The sequence below is a fragment of the Methylophaga sp. OBS1 genome (genome assembly GCF_026319365.1).
This window is the reverse complement of record NZ_JAPDMS010000002.1, coordinates 127,714-145,454: the sequence shown is the minus strand read 5'-3', so window position 1 is coordinate 145,454 and position 17,741 is coordinate 127,714. Positions and strand designations below refer to the sequence as shown.

Genomic DNA, 17,741 nt, shown 5'->3' with positions numbered 1-17,741 from the left:
TTCAGATATCCACCGGAAAGGAAACAGGCGAGTTAAGACTGATCACCGGTTTACCGGCATAGACCTTGTGCGCGGTAAAGCCAATGATTAACAGCAGCACGACAGCGCCCAGCAGCGCCCCAAATTTTTTAACGCGTGACATTGTCATCCCCTCCGTATACAAATCGACCCAGCCTGAAACCGAGTGTCTCAGCCCCTTCACTCTTGCCATCGCGATAGGAAGCGCGAAGCTCAGTTAATGAACCTGAGCGCCAGTTAGCGCCTTTGATGACCCGGCTAGCGATGAGACTGGTATCAAGCTCATGCGCTTGAGCCGTGCTTGTGGTCGGTGGTATCAGTGTATAAGCATCATGAGTCCACTCACTGACATTGCCGCCCATATCAAACAGCCCCGACAGTTCCCGTTGCATCGACATCACTGGTGCCATCCCGGCATAAGCATCATCATAGCGTGGCACATAAACCGTGACACTGCCTTTGGCTGAGACATCGGCGATATTGGCGGCATTTTTAGGAATCGTCTGGCTGTCCCCCCAGACAAAGCGGCTTTGCTGTGCTCTGCCAGCTTTTCTGGCAAGCCATTCCCATTCGGCCTCGGTTAGTAAGCGATAGCCATCGGCGCGGGGATTAACGCCTGTAAGACTGCCACCGCTGAATTGATACACCGGCTGCAGGCCTTCTTCCCGGCTCAGCCAGTTGGCATATTGGGCAGCTTCAACCCAGCTCACCCCCGTGGCTGGCAGTTGTGGTTGGCCGTTATGGGCCTTATCGAACTGCGCATAGGCGGCATTAGTGACTTCGTGGCGTCCGGCATAAAACGGCCGGGTCATGGCGACAGTTCTGATAAATTCATTGGCACGCTGGCCCGGTTCCCCCCGTGGCGCACCCATTTTGATCGATCCGCTGGGTTTGAATAGCACCATCTCGCCCCCGGCTTTGGTTTTATAAATGGGCGGGGCAGCGGCAAGCCGTGCTTCGGCTTCCGGTACCATAACGGCGTGCACCGTCGCTGTGGCACTGGCTTTCGGCGTCACAGTCTGCCTGATTGTCCGGTAGCCAGGCGCGCGGATCTCGATCTGATGCGGAATCGCGATCAGACGAGTCTCAAAAGGCGTGTCACCAGCTTTTTTGCCATTGATAAAGACCTCGGCCGCTTTGCTGGCAGTGACTTCAAGCGTTCCCATTTCCTGTTTCAGGCTGAAATCAAGATGCCGGGTTTCCTCAGCTTCCAGCGTCAACGTCTGTGACTGACTGAAATAGCCGGGCTTTTGGTAACGCAGGACACTCTCCTGACCCGCCTTGAGCCGGATCTTGCCCTGGGGATTCACATTAATGCCGTTCAGCGTCAGCGTGCCGCTTGCCGGATCCAGTGACACCGTCACCCCGGCGCTTTTGGCTGCAAGTCGGTACTCGCGGCTGGGGTTGGGCTCGCTTTGACTTATCTCCAGTTGCTCGCTGCTGGGGTCAAAACCAGCTTTCTCGACCTCGACCTGATACTCACCACCGACCAGTGACACTATGAGCGGGGTCTGACCCTGTGTTTCGCCATTAATGCTCACCGAGGCATCCGCAGGGATGCTGCTGATAGCAAGCTCACCCTGAAGTGGCGATAGACTGGGAGTCTGTTCTATCACTTCGCCGGGGTTGAGCGTCAAATTCAGGGTTTGCGGCTGGTAATAGGGATGGCTGATTTCAACCTGATAGTCTCCCGGCTCCAACTGCTGTTCGAGTGTGTCAGCCACCGCAATCATCGAACCGTTGATAGACCAGCGGGTTTGATTGTCTTTAACAGGCGAGCTTAAGAGCAGGCGGGCCGGCAACGGTTCCAGTACCAGTTGAATAACCTTGCCGAAATCCTGGTTGGCAATCGTGCGTGTCCGGGGTTTATATCCCGTTGCAATGGCCTCAATCTCTGCCTTTGAGGTCAGGCTGTAAAGATGATTGTCGATCACAAAAGCCAGCCCGGAAATGGCCGAGACTTCGGCCTGCTCACCAATTTCCTGAGGCAATACTTCGATACGACTGGCCTTGGCGATGATCAGCAGACTGAAAACAAACAGGATTGCCAGCATGCTGCCGACGCTCCATAGCAAACGCCGGCGCCGGCTTTTTTGTTTGGCTTCAAGAATGGCCTGTTTAAATTCGCTCATCGGCGACAATGCTCACTTGGTAAGACGCTGTATCGAGGGGAATGGTGACTTCAACGATTTTGGATTTATAGCCCTGGCGTTTGCCCTCGAACTGATACGTGCCGGGTTTCAACTCGATGGTCTTGGCGCGGGTGGTACCGACGACACCCACACCGCGCACTGAGATGGCAGTTTCACCATCGGAAATGACTTCCACGGTGACGGGTTTGTTCGCCGCATTCATGCTGTCACGCACTTTATTGGCGGCGGCATTGAGTGAAGGACTGGCCCCGCGCAGCGGTTCTCCCTGAATCAATGCAATCTCCGCTTTGGATTTCACCAGTTCGTTGGACAAGCGTTGAGGATTGGCCAGCAAGGCCTGCATTTGCTGTTGCAGCGAGACAATGCGCTCGGCGCGGGCCAAATTATCGCTGATTGTTTTATCAGCAGGGCGTTGCTGCAGTGCCTGCTGCCATTGTTTGACTGCGCTTTGCCAGTTATCAGCCTGTTGCGCCGCTTGCGCAGCGGCGACACTCGAGTCATAGACAAGTTGGGACTCAAGTTCAGTAATCGCTGAGGCCAGTTGCTGGTTTTCCGTGCGGTCGGGATAAAGCTGTCTGGCCTGATTAAGCGCTGTTTTTGCCGCTGAAAGATCGCCTGCATCAACAGCGCGGTAGCCCCGAGCGATATGCTGTTCATAACGATTGGCAGCGAGCTGGTTTCGCAGCGAGGCGGCGCGCTGTTTCATGGCCTCCCGCTCGCTATCGATTTGCAGCAAATCATTAATTAACGCCAGTTCTCTGGCCAGATTGTTTTCTACTCTGGCCACGTTGATCGCTTTCTCCAGTGAGGCCAGCTGCGGGATCTGTTCTATTTTGGCCGACAGCTGCTGTGCGGCCTCATCCTCGGCCTTATGCATCAGCGCCTTGTCGGCTTCCAGGCGCGCACGGTTGTAATCCAGCGCATCGTAAGCCTGTTCAGCATTTGTCATCGCTTCAGTGAATGCCTGGCGACTGTTTTCAAGCGTGGTTTCGGCCAGCGTATTGAGCGCTTTCATTGTGCTGTTGGCTTTGCCATAGTCACCGGCTGAAAAGGCGTCAATGGCATCAGCTTCTCCCTGTTGAAGGCGCTCGGACAGCGCTTTATCCCAACTTTTAATATCTATCTCATCGAGTTGCGGTCTCAAGATATTCTGATAATGCGCGTAGGCTTCAAGATAGCTTTCTCTTACCTCGCTGTCGCCTGCCGGCGTCGCTGTCGAGTCTGACGGCTGAGGTGGAGCCGCTGTTTCCGATTGCTCGGTCGCGACCGGTTGTTCAGGGTCAGAGGGGGAATAGCTGCTGAAAAAGAACACCAGCGCCAGCAACAACAGCGCGGCGCAGCCGAAGGCAATAAGACGCAAAAAATTCTGTCGTTTTGCCTGTCTGGCGCGGGCGATTTTATCAGTAAGCATGGGCGGACCTACAGCTGGGTTTCAGGGGTGGCCTCGAGCTCATACATTTGTGACATAAAGGCGCGCCACTGCTGGAACTGTTCCTCGACATCACCGGTGAGTTCAACCGTTTTTTCCTCAAAGCTGATGACCTGCGGCGACATCTCCAGGTTGACCGATTCCCCCAGTTCATTAATCGCATCCTGATGCATCTTGGCTTCTTCGCGCGAGGTGAAGCCACTGTTAATCAGTACTGCGCCACCGACACCGGCGGCGACCGCAGCGATATCAGCACCGATATTGTTATCGTAAGGTTCACCGGAGGCGGCAGCCGCAATGGCGGCAGCGACCAGCAGTACACCGCCGGCAATCTTCAGCCAGCTCTTGGTGTTGGCTTCTTTTCTCAGCTGCATTTCAGTGAAGCTGGCTTTTTGCCAGACCAGGTAACTGTCTTCCATCTGCTGACTGAAGCCACTGTAATCCTGCTGCAGGTTATCAATGAACAACTGCTCACGAACCCGCACCGATTTCACACGCTGGAACAGCGGGTCAGCATCGCTGGGCATGGCGTTGACCGTCATCGGCTGCGCATCGGTGTTGAGGTAGGGCAGGAAAGCCTGTTCATTAAAGCTGGCGCCGAAACGCAGATCGGCAATCTGTTTCAGTTCAGCGAGACGGCGCTGCTGTTGTTCCAGCAGGGCGGCCACAATCCGGTTGGCGGCGTCTTCAAAGGCCGGGTCATAGGCGTCGATGCCCTCGTTTCTGGGATTTTTGTAAAAGCCTTCCGTGACTTCATGTTCGATATTTTCATCCAGCCACTGCTTGCCGCTGACATCGACCACTTCCATATCAAATGCCAGATCCATGCCGTTGGACTCGATAATCTCACCCAGCACATACAAATCACCGGAAGCGGTATTATCCGGCGTGACCCGCACGGCGCCGAATTTGCCGGTGTCTTCCAGTGCCTGTTTCAGCTTGTAGGCAAAGCGATTGGCTTCGGCGCGACGCAGTTCGGGCCAGATACCCTCTTCTTCATAATTCGCTTCATCTTCCGACAGGCCGGGGGAAAAGGCCGGAATAATGACATCCAGCCTGGGGCCGGTGTAAGTGACTTCGCTGGTTTCTTCTTCAAAGCTTGAAGCCAGTTGCGGGCCGGTCGCGGTAGGCTTGCTCTGACTACCCACACAGCCGGTCAGCGCATGCATCATGATCAGCAAATAGACCAGCAGTCTGGAGGGGTGTCTGAAACGATCAATGTTCAACATTCATTCCTTTGTATTTACGGTATTCATTCCACAGTTTCTTGCGGATTTCAGGGTCGGTTTCGGCTTCAGCAGCAATCCGGATTTGGGCGGCAATGGCATCATCGTTTTCTGCAGGGGGGATATCTTCAGGGATACTGCCATTGTCTGCCCGACCACTGAGCACCTGCTCGGTGCTCTCATCGCTGCTTATTTCGGCACTGGCATCGCTGGCGGCTACAGCATCCTGCTCAGTTTCCGCTTCAGTGCCCTGCATGGCCTCACTGGCGGCGGATGCACCGCCCGAAGTGCCTCCGGCTGCTGAGCCATTGCCGTTTGATGATGCATTGCTGTTAACGGACAGATTACAGTCCTCAAACCTTTTAAGCGATTCGTAAAAAGCTTGCTCCATCAGCGCCAGTTTTTCAGCGCGGGTCAGTTCCGGATTATCCTGGTAATTGATACCGACGACTTCGCAGTTATCCGAGGTTTGATCGGTTTGCTGATCGTCAGCACTGGCAGCACTGGTTAGCAGCAGGCTGAGAAGTACAGCATAGCTGTGCCGGGAGACAACAGTTCGCATCACTGAGTATCCTCTTTCATCTATAAACATCATCCTTGATATCGCCGATTTCATCCTTAATCGCGTCATATGCCATTGTACCAGTCAAGTCGAAGCTCAGTTCGTCGGCAAATTAACACAGATTAGACATTCAGAGCGCCATGGGATGCCAGCCTGATGCCGGTTCAACGACAATGCTTCGGTTTTAGTTCGAAAAAAGAGGATAAGAATAGTTCCACTGGAGCCAGTGAGTTGAGTGAGGCTCATAAGCGCGAGTTATGAGGCGCTGGCGACTGTCTCATCGGTGTGACCTTTTGACGGCTGCCAGTGGGTACAGCAATTACGGCCGCTTTTTTTTGCCTCATACAGTGCCTTATCGGCGAAGCGAATCAGTTCATCGCCCTGCATACCACTCATCCAGCTGCATATCCCCAGGCTGATGGTCAGATCCTGGTTAGGCCAGTCGTTTTTTTCGGCTGTCAGACGTAAGCGCTCAGCGACCTCCAGCGCGGTCTTCTGGTCAGTATCCGGTAGTAAGATGGCGAATTCTTCTCCGCCGAAGCGGGTGACAATGTCGTAGTTGCGACATTCTCGGGACAGAATATCAGCCAGCATTTTCAGTGCCCGATCGCCTTCAGGATGACCATAGCTATCGTTGTAGTGTTTGAAGAGATCGACATCGAGAATGATGACTGAAAGTTTACCGTCTTCAGCCCGCCTGGTTCGGTGCAGTTCCCTGTCCAGCGCTGTGTTGAGCACGCGACGGTTACCGAGGCCCGTCAAAGGATCGGTCACGCTCTGTTCCAGCAGGCTGGCATTAGCTGCTTCCAGTTTGACCTGGGTGTCTCTGAGCAACTGGTTCTGCTGTTCGGCCTGTTTGAGCAGATCGCTGATTTGATTCTGGGCCAGTCTCAGGTCAGAAATATCGATGATCTGCGAAATAAAGTTATCTACTGAACCATCTTCTTTCCGAACCACGGCTACTGACAGCAGGGCATAAACGACATGACCGTCTTTATGGTGATAGCGTTTTTCAATCTGGTAATTGTCCCGCTGGCCGGCAATGACTGCGGCAAACAGCGACAGATCTTTTTCCAGATCCTCTTCCAGCGTGATGTCCTGAAAGGTTAAGGCGAGCAGCTCTTTTTCGGTATAACCCAGGATGTTGCAAAGCTCTCGATTGACCTGCATCCAGTGCCCATTGGTGCCGACAATGGCCATGCCAATACCTGCGTGATGAAAGTTCTTACTGAACGCCTGTTCACTTTTGAGCAGCTTTTCCTCACGGTTTTTCAATTCGCTGATGTCGAGGTGAGTGCCGAACATCATCAGCGGCTTACCGTCCTCAGTGCGGCTGAACAGTTTGCCACGATCCAGTATCCAGACCCAGTGGCCGTCTTTGTGGCGCATTCGGCATTCAACATTATAAAACTCGGCTTCACCCGAGAAACAAGCTCTGATGGCCTGGTTGGATTTTTCCAGATCGACGGGATGAGCGAGACTGAGCCAGGTTTCGATGGTCGTGGGTTCCAGTTCTTCTAGACGATAACCCAGAATCTGAGCCCAACGCTGGTTAAAACGAGTTTCACCGGTCTGGACATTCCATTCCCAGGTGCCCACGTTAGCACCCTCTATAAAGGCCTGATATTTTTGCTTGGTTTCCAGCAACTCGATGTAGGCAATGTCAGAGCACTGCTCACGAGCGTTTGCAGAAAGCGCTTGTTTCGAATCATTCATTGGTTACAGAGTCGGATCCGGTGTGATGTTTTCGATAATAGATTTTAACAATAGTTAGCCAGACTGAGAATTGCTTTACGGTCAAAAAAGCTGTCGAATCAGTGTTCTATCCCGGGTGACCAGCAGCAGTGATAAAGGTAATAGGCTATGACCCCAAGCAGCGCCCCCGCAAAATTAAAGACCATATCCAACGCCAGATTAAAGTAACCGCCAACCCCGTTATCCGGGACAGTCAACACGGCAATAAATTCAATAAGTTCGTTCAGGGCACTAACGCCCATTGCGGCACACAAGGCGATAAAAGCCACCAGAATCTGACTGTGATGATTACAGAAATAGTGGCGCAGCAAATGCAGAAACAGCATCGCGACAATGGCATAGAGATAACCATGCACAAACTGATCGAATTTGAGGATATAAAACTCGCCGCCGCCATCATAGAAAGGGTATATCCGCCAGGCATAGAGGACGCCGTCTTCAGTCTGGACGCTGCCGCCCATCATGTGCATCAGGCCCCACAATGACAGCCCCGCCAGAATGTAAGTAGGCATGCGGGTTTTATCCAGCGTGCCATAGAGCAGGCCGAAGATAATCACAATGACCCCCACATAGCCAATAAATTCGGTGTTCAGTGCGCGTATATAAAACGCAGCATAAGCGAGGGTATAAAAAGCAGTGAACAGCAATATGGCAAGCTGTGGCCTGGTCATTTTCATCATCAGAATCCTTGCTAATAATGGGGCATATTGCCGATTTTCCCGACGTTAACAGAATATCTACGGCGTTAAAGGCAATTTTGCTAAGATAACATGGCCTGATGAAATGACTCAGCCCGATTTATATTTGTATTTACGAAGGAATTTTGAATGGATAAAACCACCATCACGATTATTGCGGTTGCGGCGCTGATCGTTATCGGCTTTGTGTTTAAAAAGCTGATCAAGCATGAAGAGAAGAAAAACGATCCCAACCTGGCCGATCCAAGGGACTCAAACACCCTGCCAGGTAACCAGGGGGTAAAAAACAGAAGTGACAGCGAGTAAGTTCGCTGGCTTATAAACAATAAAAGCCCCAGCCTCCCTGCTGGGGCGTTTTTGTGTTTAAACCATGCGTTTCAGCGTGTCATCGCGACGAATAAAGTGGTGATATAGCGCACCTGACAAGTGAGCCAGCACCAGTAAAACCAGCACCAGTGCCAGTATGCCATGCAGTTCCCCCAGCGTGATCATCCAGGCCGTTTCTCCCGCCGGTTTGTCCAGCAGGGTCATGCCGAATAATTTGACCGGGTAGCCTTTACCGTAAATGTAAAGTACGCCCAGTGGCGGCATCACCAGCAGGCAGAAATACATAATGCGATGATTGTTGCGGGCAATTTTTCCCAATAAGCCCTCAGTCACAGCACGATCTGATTGCTGTTTTTTGCTCCATAACAGGCGCGCCACAGTCAGTAGCATGATTAATGCACCGATCGAGGTGTGGTAGGGGCCGAAGGTATCACCCAGCCAGTGTTCACCGTCGTTAATATAGTCAGCAAATTTAAAAAACTGCTGAATTACCAGGATGGCCACTAACCAATGGAAAAAACGGGTTATCAGACCGTAGCGCTGATGTGTATCGTTCAGCATGGCTATCTCCTTCAAGCTCAATTCACTTTTCTGTTTCGCCCGCAGCCTGGTTGGCAGGCAAGTCTCGTGCGCATACTTTAACTTGCTGTTAAGAGTGGGAGAACATGGCATTATGAATGAAGAGCTTTAACTGAGAGTGAGAAATCCATGCTGGATCGTTTTACCGGAATGCGGGTCTTTTCTGAGGCAGCGGCCCTGGGCAGCTTGTCCGCAGCAGGGCGTGCGCTGCATATGTCACCCGCCATGGCGACCAAACATGTGGATGCCCTGGAGGCAAGACTGGGGATCAAACTTCTGCAACGCACGACAAGACAACTCACACTAACCGATGCGGGGCACCGTTACCTCGAATCCTGCCAGCGGATTTTGCAGGAGGTTGACGAAGCCGAGTCGGAAATCCTGGCCCAACGCAGCGAAGTTGTCGGTCGCCTGAGGATGAATGTGCCCTTGTCCTATGGGGTGCGGTTTATTGCGCCTTTGTTGCCGGAGTTCAACCGTCTTTATCCCCAGGTCGAGGTGGAGCTGGGACTGAGCGATGCAAGACAGGATCTGCTTAAAGAGGGCTGGGATCTGCTGATACGGATAGGCCATCTTGCTGACAGTCCACTGAAAGCCAGACGACTCGGTGACTGTGAGTTAATGGTCTGCGCATCACCCGCTTACCTGGAACGGTATGGCACGCCGCGTCGAATTTCCGAGCTCTCTGATCATCACTGTTTGAGTTATACCCTGTCACCCATGCAGGGGCGGGGCTACTGGTGTTTTGGTCGTGAAGGCGATATTCGCGTACCTATTAATAGTAGCCTCAAAGCCAACAATGGCGATGCACTATTGGCTGCTGCAATTGGCGGCCAGGGGGTGATTTACCAACCCGACTTTATTGTAGGCGAGGCGTTGGAAAGCGGTCAGCTGGTGGCGATTGCCCTGGATCAGCCTGCTGTTGATGTCGGCGGTCTGCATGTCCTGTCGCCGCCGGATCGGCGACCGCCTGCCAAGGTCCGGGCGATGATGGCCTTTCTGCAGCAAGCCCTCGGGCAGCAGCAATCGACCACAGGCTTCTGAGTACAGTTCAAAACTCGCGCAGTAAATGCATGGGCGGCACTTTGAGCACTGTTCTGCTGGCCGACAGACCAATCGCGCAGATAATACTGACACCAATAATCGGGCCCAGCCCCCACAACAAGGGATGCCAGCTGGCCTGAGCATTAAAGACAAACACCTGCAGGGCATACAGGCATGCTTCGGCCCCTGCCGCCGCAATGACACCGGAAAACAGACCCAGCGCGCCAAACTCCACAAACAAAGACTGCTGCACCAGTGCTTTTCTGGCCCCTAATACCCGCAATAAAGCCCCTTCCTCCAGCCTCTCTTCCAGGGTTGCCCGTACACTGGCCAACAGCACCAGGCCCCCTGCCGTCAGTATGCAAATCAATACCAGCTGTATCGCCTGAGACAACTGACTGATAATGGTCTGAATCTGCTTTAACAGTTCACCCACGTTCAGCATTGATACCGTGGGGAACTGCGCCATGGCTTTATAGAAAGCCTGCGCATTGCTGTCGCTGATAAACACGCTGCTGACAAAGTTGGCAGTGTAATCCTGCAACGTTGCTTTAGGCAGGATCAGATAGAAGTTGGGTTGCATCGATCCCCAGTCGACCTCGCGAATTGAGGTGATAGGCAAAGTCACAACATTGCCGCCGATATTAATTTCAAACATATCACCCAAACCGACACCGGCTTCCAGTGCGGCGCTTTGCTCCACAGACAGGCCATCGGCATTAAAATCGCCTTCAACCAGCCGGTTGCCTTTGCCGATAGTGTCTGCCCAGGTCAGATTGAGTTCGCGTTCGTAAAGCTCGGGTTCACCCCGGCCTTCAGGGTAGAGCGACTGAATAGCGGTGCCGTTAACCGAGATCACCCGGCCTCTGACCATCGGATACCATGCCGAGTGCGGTACCTGTAGTTCTGCAGTAATCTGATCAATGGCGTCAATTTGATCAGCCTGCACGTTGAATAAGTAGTGATTGGGGGCATCGGCCGGTAACTGGCGCTGCCAGTCCGAGATAAGGCTGGTTTTAATGCCGACCAGAATCAGACCCAGCATAGTAATCAAGGTAAATACCAGTAGCTGAAACAGATTGGGCACCAGCCGCCGGTACAGCGAGGCGAGTCCGAGTTGCCAGCCGCTGGTGGCGCCCGAAGTGAGTGAACGCCCCAGGCGGAACACGGCAAAACCCAATACCGACACCAGTAAGGCGATGCCAGCAATAGCCAGGGTCATAATGCTGGGCAGTAATAAGCCCTGGGTATAGAGACACATCAGCCCGAACATGCCGATAAAGCCGATGCTGTAGATGATCAGCGTGTTCTGCTCCAGTCTGATAGCCGGTTGCAACACCGTCATCGGTGAGATTTTGATCAGTCGTTGCATCAGCGGCAGGCAGAAAGCCAGCATGGAAACAAAGCCGGTGGCGATGCCTAACCACAGACGACTGGGAGAGGGTTCAGGCAGAGCGGTGGACATTAAATCAGCGAGTACCGAAGAAATCAGTCCCTGAAGGAACCAGCCAATAGTGAGGCCCACTGTCACACCTGCGACGAACAGAACGCTGAATTGAATCAGAAAGGTTTTTATCAGGGTGGCAGGAGTTGCTCCGAGGGTTTTCAGCACGGCTACCTGCATTAAATGCCGCTTCACAAAACGCGATGACGCCAGGGCAATCGCGATGCCTGACAGAATCACCGCCAGCGTACCGGCCAGAAATAGAAATGACTGGGCCTTGCCGATGGTGTCACCGATACGTTCGCCTTTCTGTATCGGCGTTCGCCAGCGCTGGCCTTCATCAAGTTGGGGCTGAACCCAGTTTTGGTATTCCTGCAAAGCTTGCTGTTCACCGGCGAGCAACAGACTGTAGCGCACCCGGCTGCCGGGAATGATGACCCCGGTCGCATCCAGATCAGTCATATTCATCACAGCGCGGGGGGAAACGGCAAAGGCGGAACTGCTGGAGCCGGGATCTCTGACCAGATAGCCCGAAATGGTCAGCGTGGTCTCACCGACTTCGACCTCATCTCCCATTTGCACATTCAGCAGGCTGGCGAGCCGTGAAGATAGCCAGATTTCGCCGGATTTGGGTGGCTGGCGGGTGCTCTGACCACCCCCGAAAGGCGTGTCATCGACCAGAAACTGACCACGAAGCGGGTATGAATCAGTGACAGCATTTAACAGGCTGAGTTGTAATGCCTCTCCGGCGAAAATCATGGTTCTGAATGACGTGTTTTCAGCCTGTTCCAGTGACAGATCGCTGGCTTTATCGCGCCACGCCTGAGGAATCGGGTCGTCACTTCTAATCAGCCTGTCAGCGGCCAGCAGGCTGGCCGATTCTTTTTCAAAAGACAGTTGCAGCCGGTCAATAAATAAACTGATGGCCGTGACGGTACTGACCGAGATAATCAGCGCGGTAATCAGAGTCAGAATGTCACCGCTACGCAGATCTCTGAGTAATAAACGTAAGGCGAAGACCATGATTATTTTTCCACCAGTTGACCGGCCGACATCACCAATTGCCGGTCACATTTTTTGGCCAGCTCATTGTCGTGCGTGACCATTATCAGCGTAGTGCCCTGTGACTGATTCAGCTCAAACAGCTGGTCAATTATAATTTTGCCATTGCCTTCATCGAGGTTGCCGGTGGGCTCATCGGCAAACAGGATCTTGGGGCTGGAAGCAAAAGCCCGGGCAATGGCTACCCGCTGTTGTTCACCGCCGGATAGCTGACTGGGATAATGCGTCAGCCGCTCGGATAAGCCGACTTTGGCCAACAGGGCTTCGGCTTTTTGACGGGCGTCTTTATCGCCTTTCAGTTCAGCGGGCAGCATGACATTTTCAATGGCCTGCAGACTGGGTAGCAGGTGAAACGACTGAAAAATGAAACCGACATATTGTCCGCGCAGTAAAGCGCGGGCTTCTTCATCCATCTCGGAAAATGCGTGGTCATAGAGATAAATCTCACCCGCGGTATTGATATCCAGGCCCGCCAACAGGCCGAGCAGTGTGGACTTGCCGGAACCGGAGGCACCGACAATGGCGACCGATTCGCCTTCCTTGATTTCCATATCAATACTTTTCAATATGGTCAGGTCGCCGGTATTGGCAGTTACAGTGTGGGTTAAATTTTTTACTTTTATTGCTGTCTTAACTGCCATGTGGCTTCACTTCAATAAGGTTGATATGTTGTTTAAAAAACGAATCTGGTTTGTTCTGATCGTTGGTCTGTTCCTGAACAGCGTGGCCTCAGCCTCGACACTGCTCGTAATGGGGGACAGTCTCAGCGCCGCCCACAACATGCGACCAGAGGCAGGCTGGGTAAGTTTACTGGAGAATCAACTTTCTGAAACGCATCCCGGTGTGAGCGTGGTCAATGCCAGTGTCAGTGGCGAGACTACGCAGGGCGGTCTCGCTCGTTTCGAGAAGCTGTTAGCTGAGCATCAACCACGCTGGGTCATTCTGGAGCTGGGCGCCAATGATGCGCTGCGAGGTTACCCGTTACAGCAAACCACAGAGAACTTGAAAACCATGATTGAAAAAGCCCATCAGTCCGAAGCCAAAGTGCTGCTGGTCGGCAACCAGATTCCTCAGAATTATGGCAAACGCTACACAGAGATGTTCTTCAAACTTTACAAGAACATCGCCGACGAATATCAGCTTGCCTATGTGCCTTTTATGCTTGAAGGTGTCGCTTTGAATAAAAACCTGATGCAGGCAGACGGACTGCACCCCAACCAGGACGGCCAGCCGATTGTGTTACAGAACATCTATCCGCATTTGAAGTCGTTACTTGCCGGGGACAGAGATTAACTTTTCAGTGTTGGTGTGCTCTGAGCTTTGCTGGAACTGCTATGCAATTACAACAGCAAGTCGATTAAATAAGCGTGATATTGGTGTTAGGTGAATAGCGGCTGGCGTTGTATGAGGCTTCGAGGGGGAATCAGCTTTGCTATTCAGCCAAGTCTAGATGAAATACTTTTGACTCCGTCACTTCCAGATGTACGAATCTTGCTTTCAATCCCAAGGTGTTTTTTACCTCACTCAGCACTGACTCAATATCAGAGATCGCTTTATTGAGTTGTTGCGGCAAGACGGTCAGCTGGATTTGCAGGGTATGGTTGGACAACTCATCGGCAGGATAGCGATCAATGTATTCGTTACCCTTTGAGGACCAGAAGCCCACCGTTTCAGAGATGGATAAGCCACCATAAAGTGCAGTTAGACTCTCACCTATCATTTCTGTCACGTTCTTTTGCAGTTGCTTGGGCACAGAAATGTAAGCACTGATATTGAATCGGGGTTCATTGTTGGTAATAAGCATTGTTGTCAGTGATTTCGGTAAACAAGGAAGCCAATGATCAAGGCTAAGGCAATGGCAGCAAAAATAATTCCGTCTGCGGAGATCAGTGAGAAAAGATCCAGCACACCGTAAATATTATCACTCTCCTGGTTGCTCATTGCTTTTATCGATAACGCGACATCAAGCAAGGAAAGTCCACCGATCACCCCAAGGACACCTTGAATCATTCTATTTTGGAATCTCCGCTCAGCTTCCAGGTGACGCTCAATTCTGGCTCTCAACACGGCCGCCCAATCCTGAATCATTTGGAACTGTTGTTCGGTTTTCCATGAAACGGCAATATGCGCTATCAGTTGTCTTCGGTTTCCCTGTGTGCCGAAACAGGAATGCGAGTACTCCAAAGCGAAAAAGTCGAGATGATCGAGGCGTTGTTGAACCAGCTTGAGTATATTCCTGGATTTGGCTTCGTATTCCTCACTGACCAGCACCAGGTCAGCAGCAAATTGTTCTCTGTATAGCCAAAGCACAGAACAATAAAACTGCATGAAGCAGAGTGAGCGAAGAATATCATCGTAGACAAGCTCCTCTGATTTAAGGAGGCAGTATGCATTGCCAGAGCCGACATGAAAGACTTGAGTCGAGTTTTCTATAGCAGCGGAGGGGTCGGCACCGCACCACATGTTCAGGCTGTGAATCAATTCTCTGTCATTTTGGTGAGTGCCGGAAGCAATAAAGACGCGGCTAACCCAGAGCAACTGACCCTGTTTATTGTTGTAGTCACTGAAAATGGTGAACTTGGAAGGGTCTCGCCAGCATGGTTTAGCATGACCGGAAAGTAACGCCAATATGGGTTGCCAGATATTTTCGTTGACTACTTCCGCGACAAGCTGGGTGAGTTCTGTGAAGCGTGCATCCTGTTCATGGTGATCAGCCTCAGGATCCTGCAATACATCAGAAAGGGATGTTTGACAGTCCCAGTTTACGATCATGATGGATACGGTATCGTCGTATACCCGTATTTCCAGATCGGAGATGGTGATATCAGTGCTGATATTGTTGACCGAAAATGTCTGATGACACTGATGGATTAATTTTTCATTACAGATGATACGGATGATGGGCCTGAAAAGCGGGCTTAATGCATCATGCTCCAGAGAACCATAACCAAATTGCCATTCGATATTCTCTACTCTGGCCATATCAGAAACGCTGCTTGAAGCGGCGATTAATTGCATCAGAGCGTCAACGTCAGGCGTTGACTCACTGAATAGGTTAATGGGGCTCCGGACCGGCGCTATTGTTAGAAATTTTTCTTCCAAGACTTTTCGCTTCTATCTGAATGGCTAGTTTTACACTGTGTTGACTGGATTGTATCAGCAGACAGCGAAAGCATCGATTGCGGTCGATTCATCTGTAGCGAGAGAAGGCGGCGAATTAGGCGGTGCTGCGCATTGGGCATTGTTATACTACAAATATTCCAGGCTTGATGAGAGAGTGCGTTTATAGTGATTCTGGGAAACTCACTGAGTTATCACAGAAATTTTGATGTCTCAGGGAATAAAACAATCAGCAAGCCAGCCTGAGCCCTAAGCGAGACACCAGTAAACTCACGTTATGATAAATATAAGAGGCTGGAAAGACTGTTGGAGAGCTGAAGCCATGCAATTTCTCTGAAGCCATGTTGTCTTGATAACCATCCTATAACCAAACCGAAGTCGATAAACACAAAAGACCGATGAACAACACACCAAAACAAAATTCCAACTCAATGCTGGATCTGCTGCTCAGTATCATCCTGCCTTCCATCATTCTGATGAAATTCAGCACCGAAGACTATCTGGGCGCCACCGGCGGTTTGATTGTCGCGCTTGCTTTCCCCCTGGGCTGGGGCCTGTTTGATCTGATCAAACATCGCAAATTCAACTTTATTGCCTTGCTGGGTTTGATCAGCATTTTATTGACCGGGGGAATTGGCTTGTTGGCGCTGGATGTAAAATGGCTGGCCATTAAAGAGGCGGCTGTTCCCGCCATTATTGGTATTGCCGTGCTGCTGTCAGTATTTACGCCTTACCCACTGGTGAGAACGCTGCTTTTCAACCCCACAGTGATGAATATCAAGCTAGTGGAAGAAAAACTGGCACAAACTAATAACCGTCCAGTCTTCGAAGAGCGCCTGATGAAAGCCACTTACTTTGTGGCTGGCTCCTTTGCCTTTTCAGCGGTGATGAACTACGTATTGGCAAAAGCTATCGTCACCAGTCCAGCCGGAACCCAAGCATTCAATGAAGAGCTCGGGCAACTGACTTTATACAGCTACCCGGTTATTGCTGTCCCTTCGATGTTGATGACAATGGGCATTCTCTATTACTTGTGGCGGAGCATCCGTGACTTGACCGGGCTGAGGCTGGAAGAGGTGATTGCGTCCAAATAATTCAGCGTCCTAAGATTACATCTCAACCTAAATGCCCAACCTGATACTAAGCAACAAATCAAGAGCTGCCTACAGGGGCTTGTTATTCACTGACTCTTGATCGTAGTTAATGGCTCTGATGGGGTAAGGAATCGTAATACCTTCTTCTGCATAACGCTTGTGTAATGCCTTGATGAAAGCAGATTTGATAAAGAAACGATTGAAGTATTCCTGTGCTCGTAACATCACTGTGAAGTTGATGCTGGAGTTATCAAACGTGTGATAAACAACAAAAGTGTTGTAATCAGGCACGCCCCACTTGTGGGTCTTGAGAATCTCTCGAGCGACTTCAAGCGTGACTTTTTCGACATGTTCCAAATCAGAGTTGTAGTGCACACCAACATCGACTGGAACAGACAACTCCTTCTCTGGATAGTAATAATTAATCAATTTCGATTTCGAAAGCAGACCGTTAGGCAGGATAACCACATTATTGGGCAACATTCGCACCCAGGTCGTACGCCAGCCTATCTTCTCAACAAAGCCTTGTTCGCCAGAGTCTAATTCAATGAAATCCCCAACTCGGATGGGTTTATCGATAACAAGCTGCACTCCGGAGAAGAAGTTTTCCAACGTCGGCTGAAGGGCTAGAGCTACAGCCAGAGAGGTTATGCCTAAGGAAGCAATAATCGGCGTAATCGAGATTCCCCAGGTACTGAGAATGACAAGCAACCCTAGGCCGAGAATTACTATATGTGTGATTATTTGTAAGATACCGCGGCTGGTTTTGAAGCTTTTATTGCGCTCAGCATAATTACCGACAACGCCACTGAGGGTCTTGTCGACAAAGATCACCAGGGCTGTCACCAGTAGTAGCTTGGCAAGGTTGTTAAAGATATCACTGCCGATCGGAGTATCGAAGTATAGTGTTAATTCTTCAAAAAGCTTGAGGCAAAATGCCAAAACAGCAAGTGTCATTGGCAGGTTGATAGACTTGAAAATAATGCTGGTGAGATGGAAGTTGTTTATCTGAGCAAAGTTGACGAAGCGATTAACGAGGAATCGTTTAATAATTTCCAGCGTGATAAATAGTCCTGACACTATAAGGATTATCATGGACCATTCAGGTAATTCTCCCAACAAGTCTTGCATGCTCATGCTTTCACCTCTGTTTGGGTCTGAGGAAATGATCAAGCAGAAAATATGCCGAGAGAAATTCATTGCTAAACACAAGCTAATTGGCTAGTTGGG

At 51.1% G+C, this 17,741-nt stretch carries 17 protein-coding genes; 4 read left to right on the top strand and 13 right to left on the bottom strand.

The genetic code is table 11. The features are described 5' to 3' along the window. Position 1: 1 nt before the first annotated feature. From OMQ46_RS07425 to OMQ46_RS07395, 7 genes are all read right to left on the bottom strand, one after another. Positions 2-142, bottom strand: a complete 141-nt coding sequence (locus tag OMQ46_RS07425; RefSeq protein ID WP_266236122.1) for a hypothetical protein — start codon at positions 140-142, stop codon at positions 2-4. Then, positions 129-2,150, bottom strand: coding sequence for an SUMF1/EgtB/PvdO family nonheme iron enzyme (locus OMQ46_RS07420; protein ID WP_266236121.1), 2,022 nt, complete (start codon positions 2,148-2,150; stop codon positions 129-131). Before OMQ46_RS07420 ends, OMQ46_RS07425 begins: the two co-directional genes overlap by 14 nt. After that, positions 2,137-3,582 (bottom strand): hypothetical protein, encoded by a 1,446-nt coding sequence (locus tag OMQ46_RS07415; RefSeq protein ID WP_266236120.1) that lies wholly within the window; start codon positions 3,580-3,582, stop codon positions 2,137-2,139. Before OMQ46_RS07415 ends, OMQ46_RS07420 begins: the two co-directional genes overlap by 14 nt. An 8-nt stretch (positions 3,583-3,590) precedes the next feature. After that, on the bottom strand, positions 3,591-4,829 hold the full coding sequence (locus OMQ46_RS07410; RefSeq protein ID WP_266236119.1) for a hypothetical protein: 1,239 nt from the start codon (positions 4,827-4,829) through the stop codon (positions 3,591-3,593). Beyond that, complete coding sequence (locus OMQ46_RS07405; RefSeq protein ID WP_266236118.1) at positions 4,816-5,388, bottom strand: hypothetical protein; 573 nt, start codon at positions 5,386-5,388, stop codon at positions 4,816-4,818. Before OMQ46_RS07405 ends, OMQ46_RS07410 begins: the two co-directional genes overlap by 14 nt. A gap of 255 nt (positions 5,389-5,643) precedes the next feature. Further along, positions 5,644-7,104: a sensor domain-containing diguanylate cyclase gene (locus OMQ46_RS07400; RefSeq protein ID WP_266236117.1), complete on the bottom strand. Its 1,461-nt coding sequence runs from the start codon at positions 7,102-7,104 to the stop codon at positions 5,644-5,646. Positions 7,105-7,202: 98 nt separating this feature from the next. Further along, on the bottom strand, positions 7,203-7,823 hold the full coding sequence (locus OMQ46_RS07395) for a DUF2238 domain-containing protein (protein WP_266236116.1): 621 nt from the start codon (positions 7,821-7,823) through the stop codon (positions 7,203-7,205). 147 nt (positions 7,824-7,970) lie between these two features. Here OMQ46_RS07395 and OMQ46_RS07390 point away from each other — a divergent pair, with 147 nt between their 5' ends. Then, on the top strand, positions 7,971-8,147 hold the full coding sequence (locus OMQ46_RS07390) for a hypothetical protein (protein WP_266236115.1): 177 nt from the start codon (positions 7,971-7,973) through the stop codon (positions 8,145-8,147). Positions 8,148-8,204: 57 nt separating this feature from the next. Here OMQ46_RS07390 and OMQ46_RS07385 read toward each other — a convergent pair whose 3' ends face one another. Beyond that, positions 8,205-8,729 carry a cytochrome b gene (locus OMQ46_RS07385; RefSeq protein WP_266236114.1) on the bottom strand — a complete coding sequence of 175 codons (525 nt, stop codon included), beginning with the start codon at positions 8,727-8,729 and terminating at the stop codon, positions 8,205-8,207. Between the two features lie 147 nt (positions 8,730-8,876). On the opposite strand from OMQ46_RS07385, the gene OMQ46_RS07380 reads away from it, so the two are divergent. Further along, complete coding sequence (locus tag OMQ46_RS07380; protein WP_266236113.1) at positions 8,877-9,791, top strand: LysR family transcriptional regulator; 915 nt, start codon at positions 8,877-8,879, stop codon at positions 9,789-9,791. A 7-nt stretch (positions 9,792-9,798) separates the two neighbouring features. Here OMQ46_RS07380 and OMQ46_RS07375 read toward each other — a convergent pair whose 3' ends face one another. Both OMQ46_RS07375 and OMQ46_RS07370 read right to left on the bottom strand, forming a co-directional pair. Beyond that, complete coding sequence (locus tag OMQ46_RS07375; protein WP_266236112.1) at positions 9,799-12,258, bottom strand: ABC transporter permease; 2,460 nt, start codon at positions 12,256-12,258, stop codon at positions 9,799-9,801. Positions 12,259-12,260: 2 nt separating this feature from the next. Next, positions 12,261-12,938 (bottom strand): ABC transporter ATP-binding protein, encoded by a 678-nt coding sequence (locus OMQ46_RS07370; RefSeq protein ID WP_266236111.1) that lies wholly within the window; start codon positions 12,936-12,938, stop codon positions 12,261-12,263. Positions 12,939-12,963: 25 nt separating this feature from the next. Here OMQ46_RS07370 and OMQ46_RS07365 point away from each other — a divergent pair, with 25 nt between their 5' ends. Beyond that, positions 12,964-13,590 carry an arylesterase gene (locus OMQ46_RS07365; RefSeq protein WP_266236110.1) on the top strand — a complete coding sequence of 209 codons (627 nt, stop codon included), beginning with the start codon at positions 12,964-12,966 and terminating at the stop codon, positions 13,588-13,590. Positions 13,591-13,729: 139 nt separating this feature from the next. On the opposite strand, the gene OMQ46_RS07360 is transcribed toward OMQ46_RS07365, so the two are convergent. Together OMQ46_RS07360 and OMQ46_RS07355 are read right to left on the bottom strand one after the other, a co-directional pair. After that, on the bottom strand, positions 13,730-14,101 hold the full coding sequence (locus OMQ46_RS07360; protein WP_266236109.1) for a hypothetical protein: 372 nt from the start codon (positions 14,099-14,101) through the stop codon (positions 13,730-13,732). A gap of 5 nt (positions 14,102-14,106) precedes the next feature. Beyond that, positions 14,107-15,315, bottom strand: coding sequence for a hypothetical protein (locus tag OMQ46_RS07355; protein WP_266236108.1), 1,209 nt, complete (start codon positions 15,313-15,315; stop codon positions 14,107-14,109). A gap of 500 nt (positions 15,316-15,815) precedes the next feature. Here OMQ46_RS07355 and OMQ46_RS07350 point away from each other — a divergent pair, with 500 nt between their 5' ends. Next, complete coding sequence (locus tag OMQ46_RS07350; RefSeq protein WP_266236107.1) at positions 15,816-16,511, top strand: VC0807 family protein; 696 nt, start codon at positions 15,816-15,818, stop codon at positions 16,509-16,511. Between the two features lie 69 nt (positions 16,512-16,580). On the opposite strand, the gene OMQ46_RS07345 is transcribed toward OMQ46_RS07350, so the two are convergent. Then, positions 16,581-17,648: a mechanosensitive ion channel family protein gene (locus OMQ46_RS07345; protein ID WP_266236106.1), complete on the bottom strand. Its 1,068-nt coding sequence runs from the start codon at positions 17,646-17,648 to the stop codon at positions 16,581-16,583. Between the last annotated feature and the right edge of the window lie 93 nt (positions 17,649-17,741).

Bases quoted from the DNA above. Each gene is read 5' to 3' on its own strand.
- OMQ46_RS07425 (WP_266236122.1), bottom strand. From the start codon at position 142: ATGTCACGCGTTAAAAAATTTGGGGCGCTGCTGGGCGCTGTCGTGCTG.
- OMQ46_RS07420 (WP_266236121.1), bottom strand. From the start codon at position 2,150: ATGAGCGAATTTAAACAGGCCATTCTTGAAGCCAAACAAAAAAGCCGG.
- OMQ46_RS07415 (WP_266236120.1), bottom strand. From the start codon at position 3,582: ATGCTTACTGATAAAATCGCCCGCGCCAGACAGGCAAAACGACAGAAT.
- OMQ46_RS07410 (WP_266236119.1), bottom strand. From the start codon at position 4,829: ATGTTGAACATTGATCGTTTCAGACACCCCTCCAGACTGCTGGTCTAT.
- OMQ46_RS07405 (WP_266236118.1), bottom strand. From the start codon at position 5,388: ATGCGAACTGTTGTCTCCCGGCACAGCTATGCTGTACTTCTCAGCCTG.
- OMQ46_RS07400 (WP_266236117.1), bottom strand. From the start codon at position 7,104: ATGAATGATTCGAAACAAGCGCTTTCTGCAAACGCTCGTGAGCAGTGC.
- OMQ46_RS07395 (WP_266236116.1), bottom strand. From the start codon at position 7,823: ATGATGAAAATGACCAGGCCACAGCTTGCCATATTGCTGTTCACTGCT.
- OMQ46_RS07390 (WP_266236115.1), top strand. From the start codon at position 7,971: ATGGATAAAACCACCATCACGATTATTGCGGTTGCGGCGCTGATCGTT.
- OMQ46_RS07385 (WP_266236114.1), bottom strand. From the start codon at position 8,729: ATGCTGAACGATACACATCAGCGCTACGGTCTGATAACCCGTTTTTTC.
- OMQ46_RS07380 (WP_266236113.1), top strand. From the start codon at position 8,877: ATGCTGGATCGTTTTACCGGAATGCGGGTCTTTTCTGAGGCAGCGGCC.
- OMQ46_RS07375 (WP_266236112.1), bottom strand. From the start codon at position 12,258: ATGGTCTTCGCCTTACGTTTATTACTCAGAGATCTGCGTAGCGGTGAC.
- OMQ46_RS07370 (WP_266236111.1), bottom strand. From the start codon at position 12,938: ATGGCAGTTAAGACAGCAATAAAAGTAAAAAATTTAACCCACACTGTA.
- OMQ46_RS07365 (WP_266236110.1), top strand. From the start codon at position 12,964: ATGTTGTTTAAAAAACGAATCTGGTTTGTTCTGATCGTTGGTCTGTTC.
- OMQ46_RS07360 (WP_266236109.1), bottom strand. From the start codon at position 14,101: ATGCTTATTACCAACAATGAACCCCGATTCAATATCAGTGCTTACATT.
- OMQ46_RS07355 (WP_266236108.1), bottom strand. From the start codon at position 15,315: ATGCAATTAATCGCCGCTTCAAGCAGCGTTTCTGATATGGCCAGAGTA.
- OMQ46_RS07350 (WP_266236107.1), top strand. From the start codon at position 15,816: ATGAACAACACACCAAAACAAAATTCCAACTCAATGCTGGATCTGCTG.
- OMQ46_RS07345 (WP_266236106.1), bottom strand. From the start codon at position 17,648: ATGAGCATGCAAGACTTGTTGGGAGAATTACCTGAATGGTCCATGATA.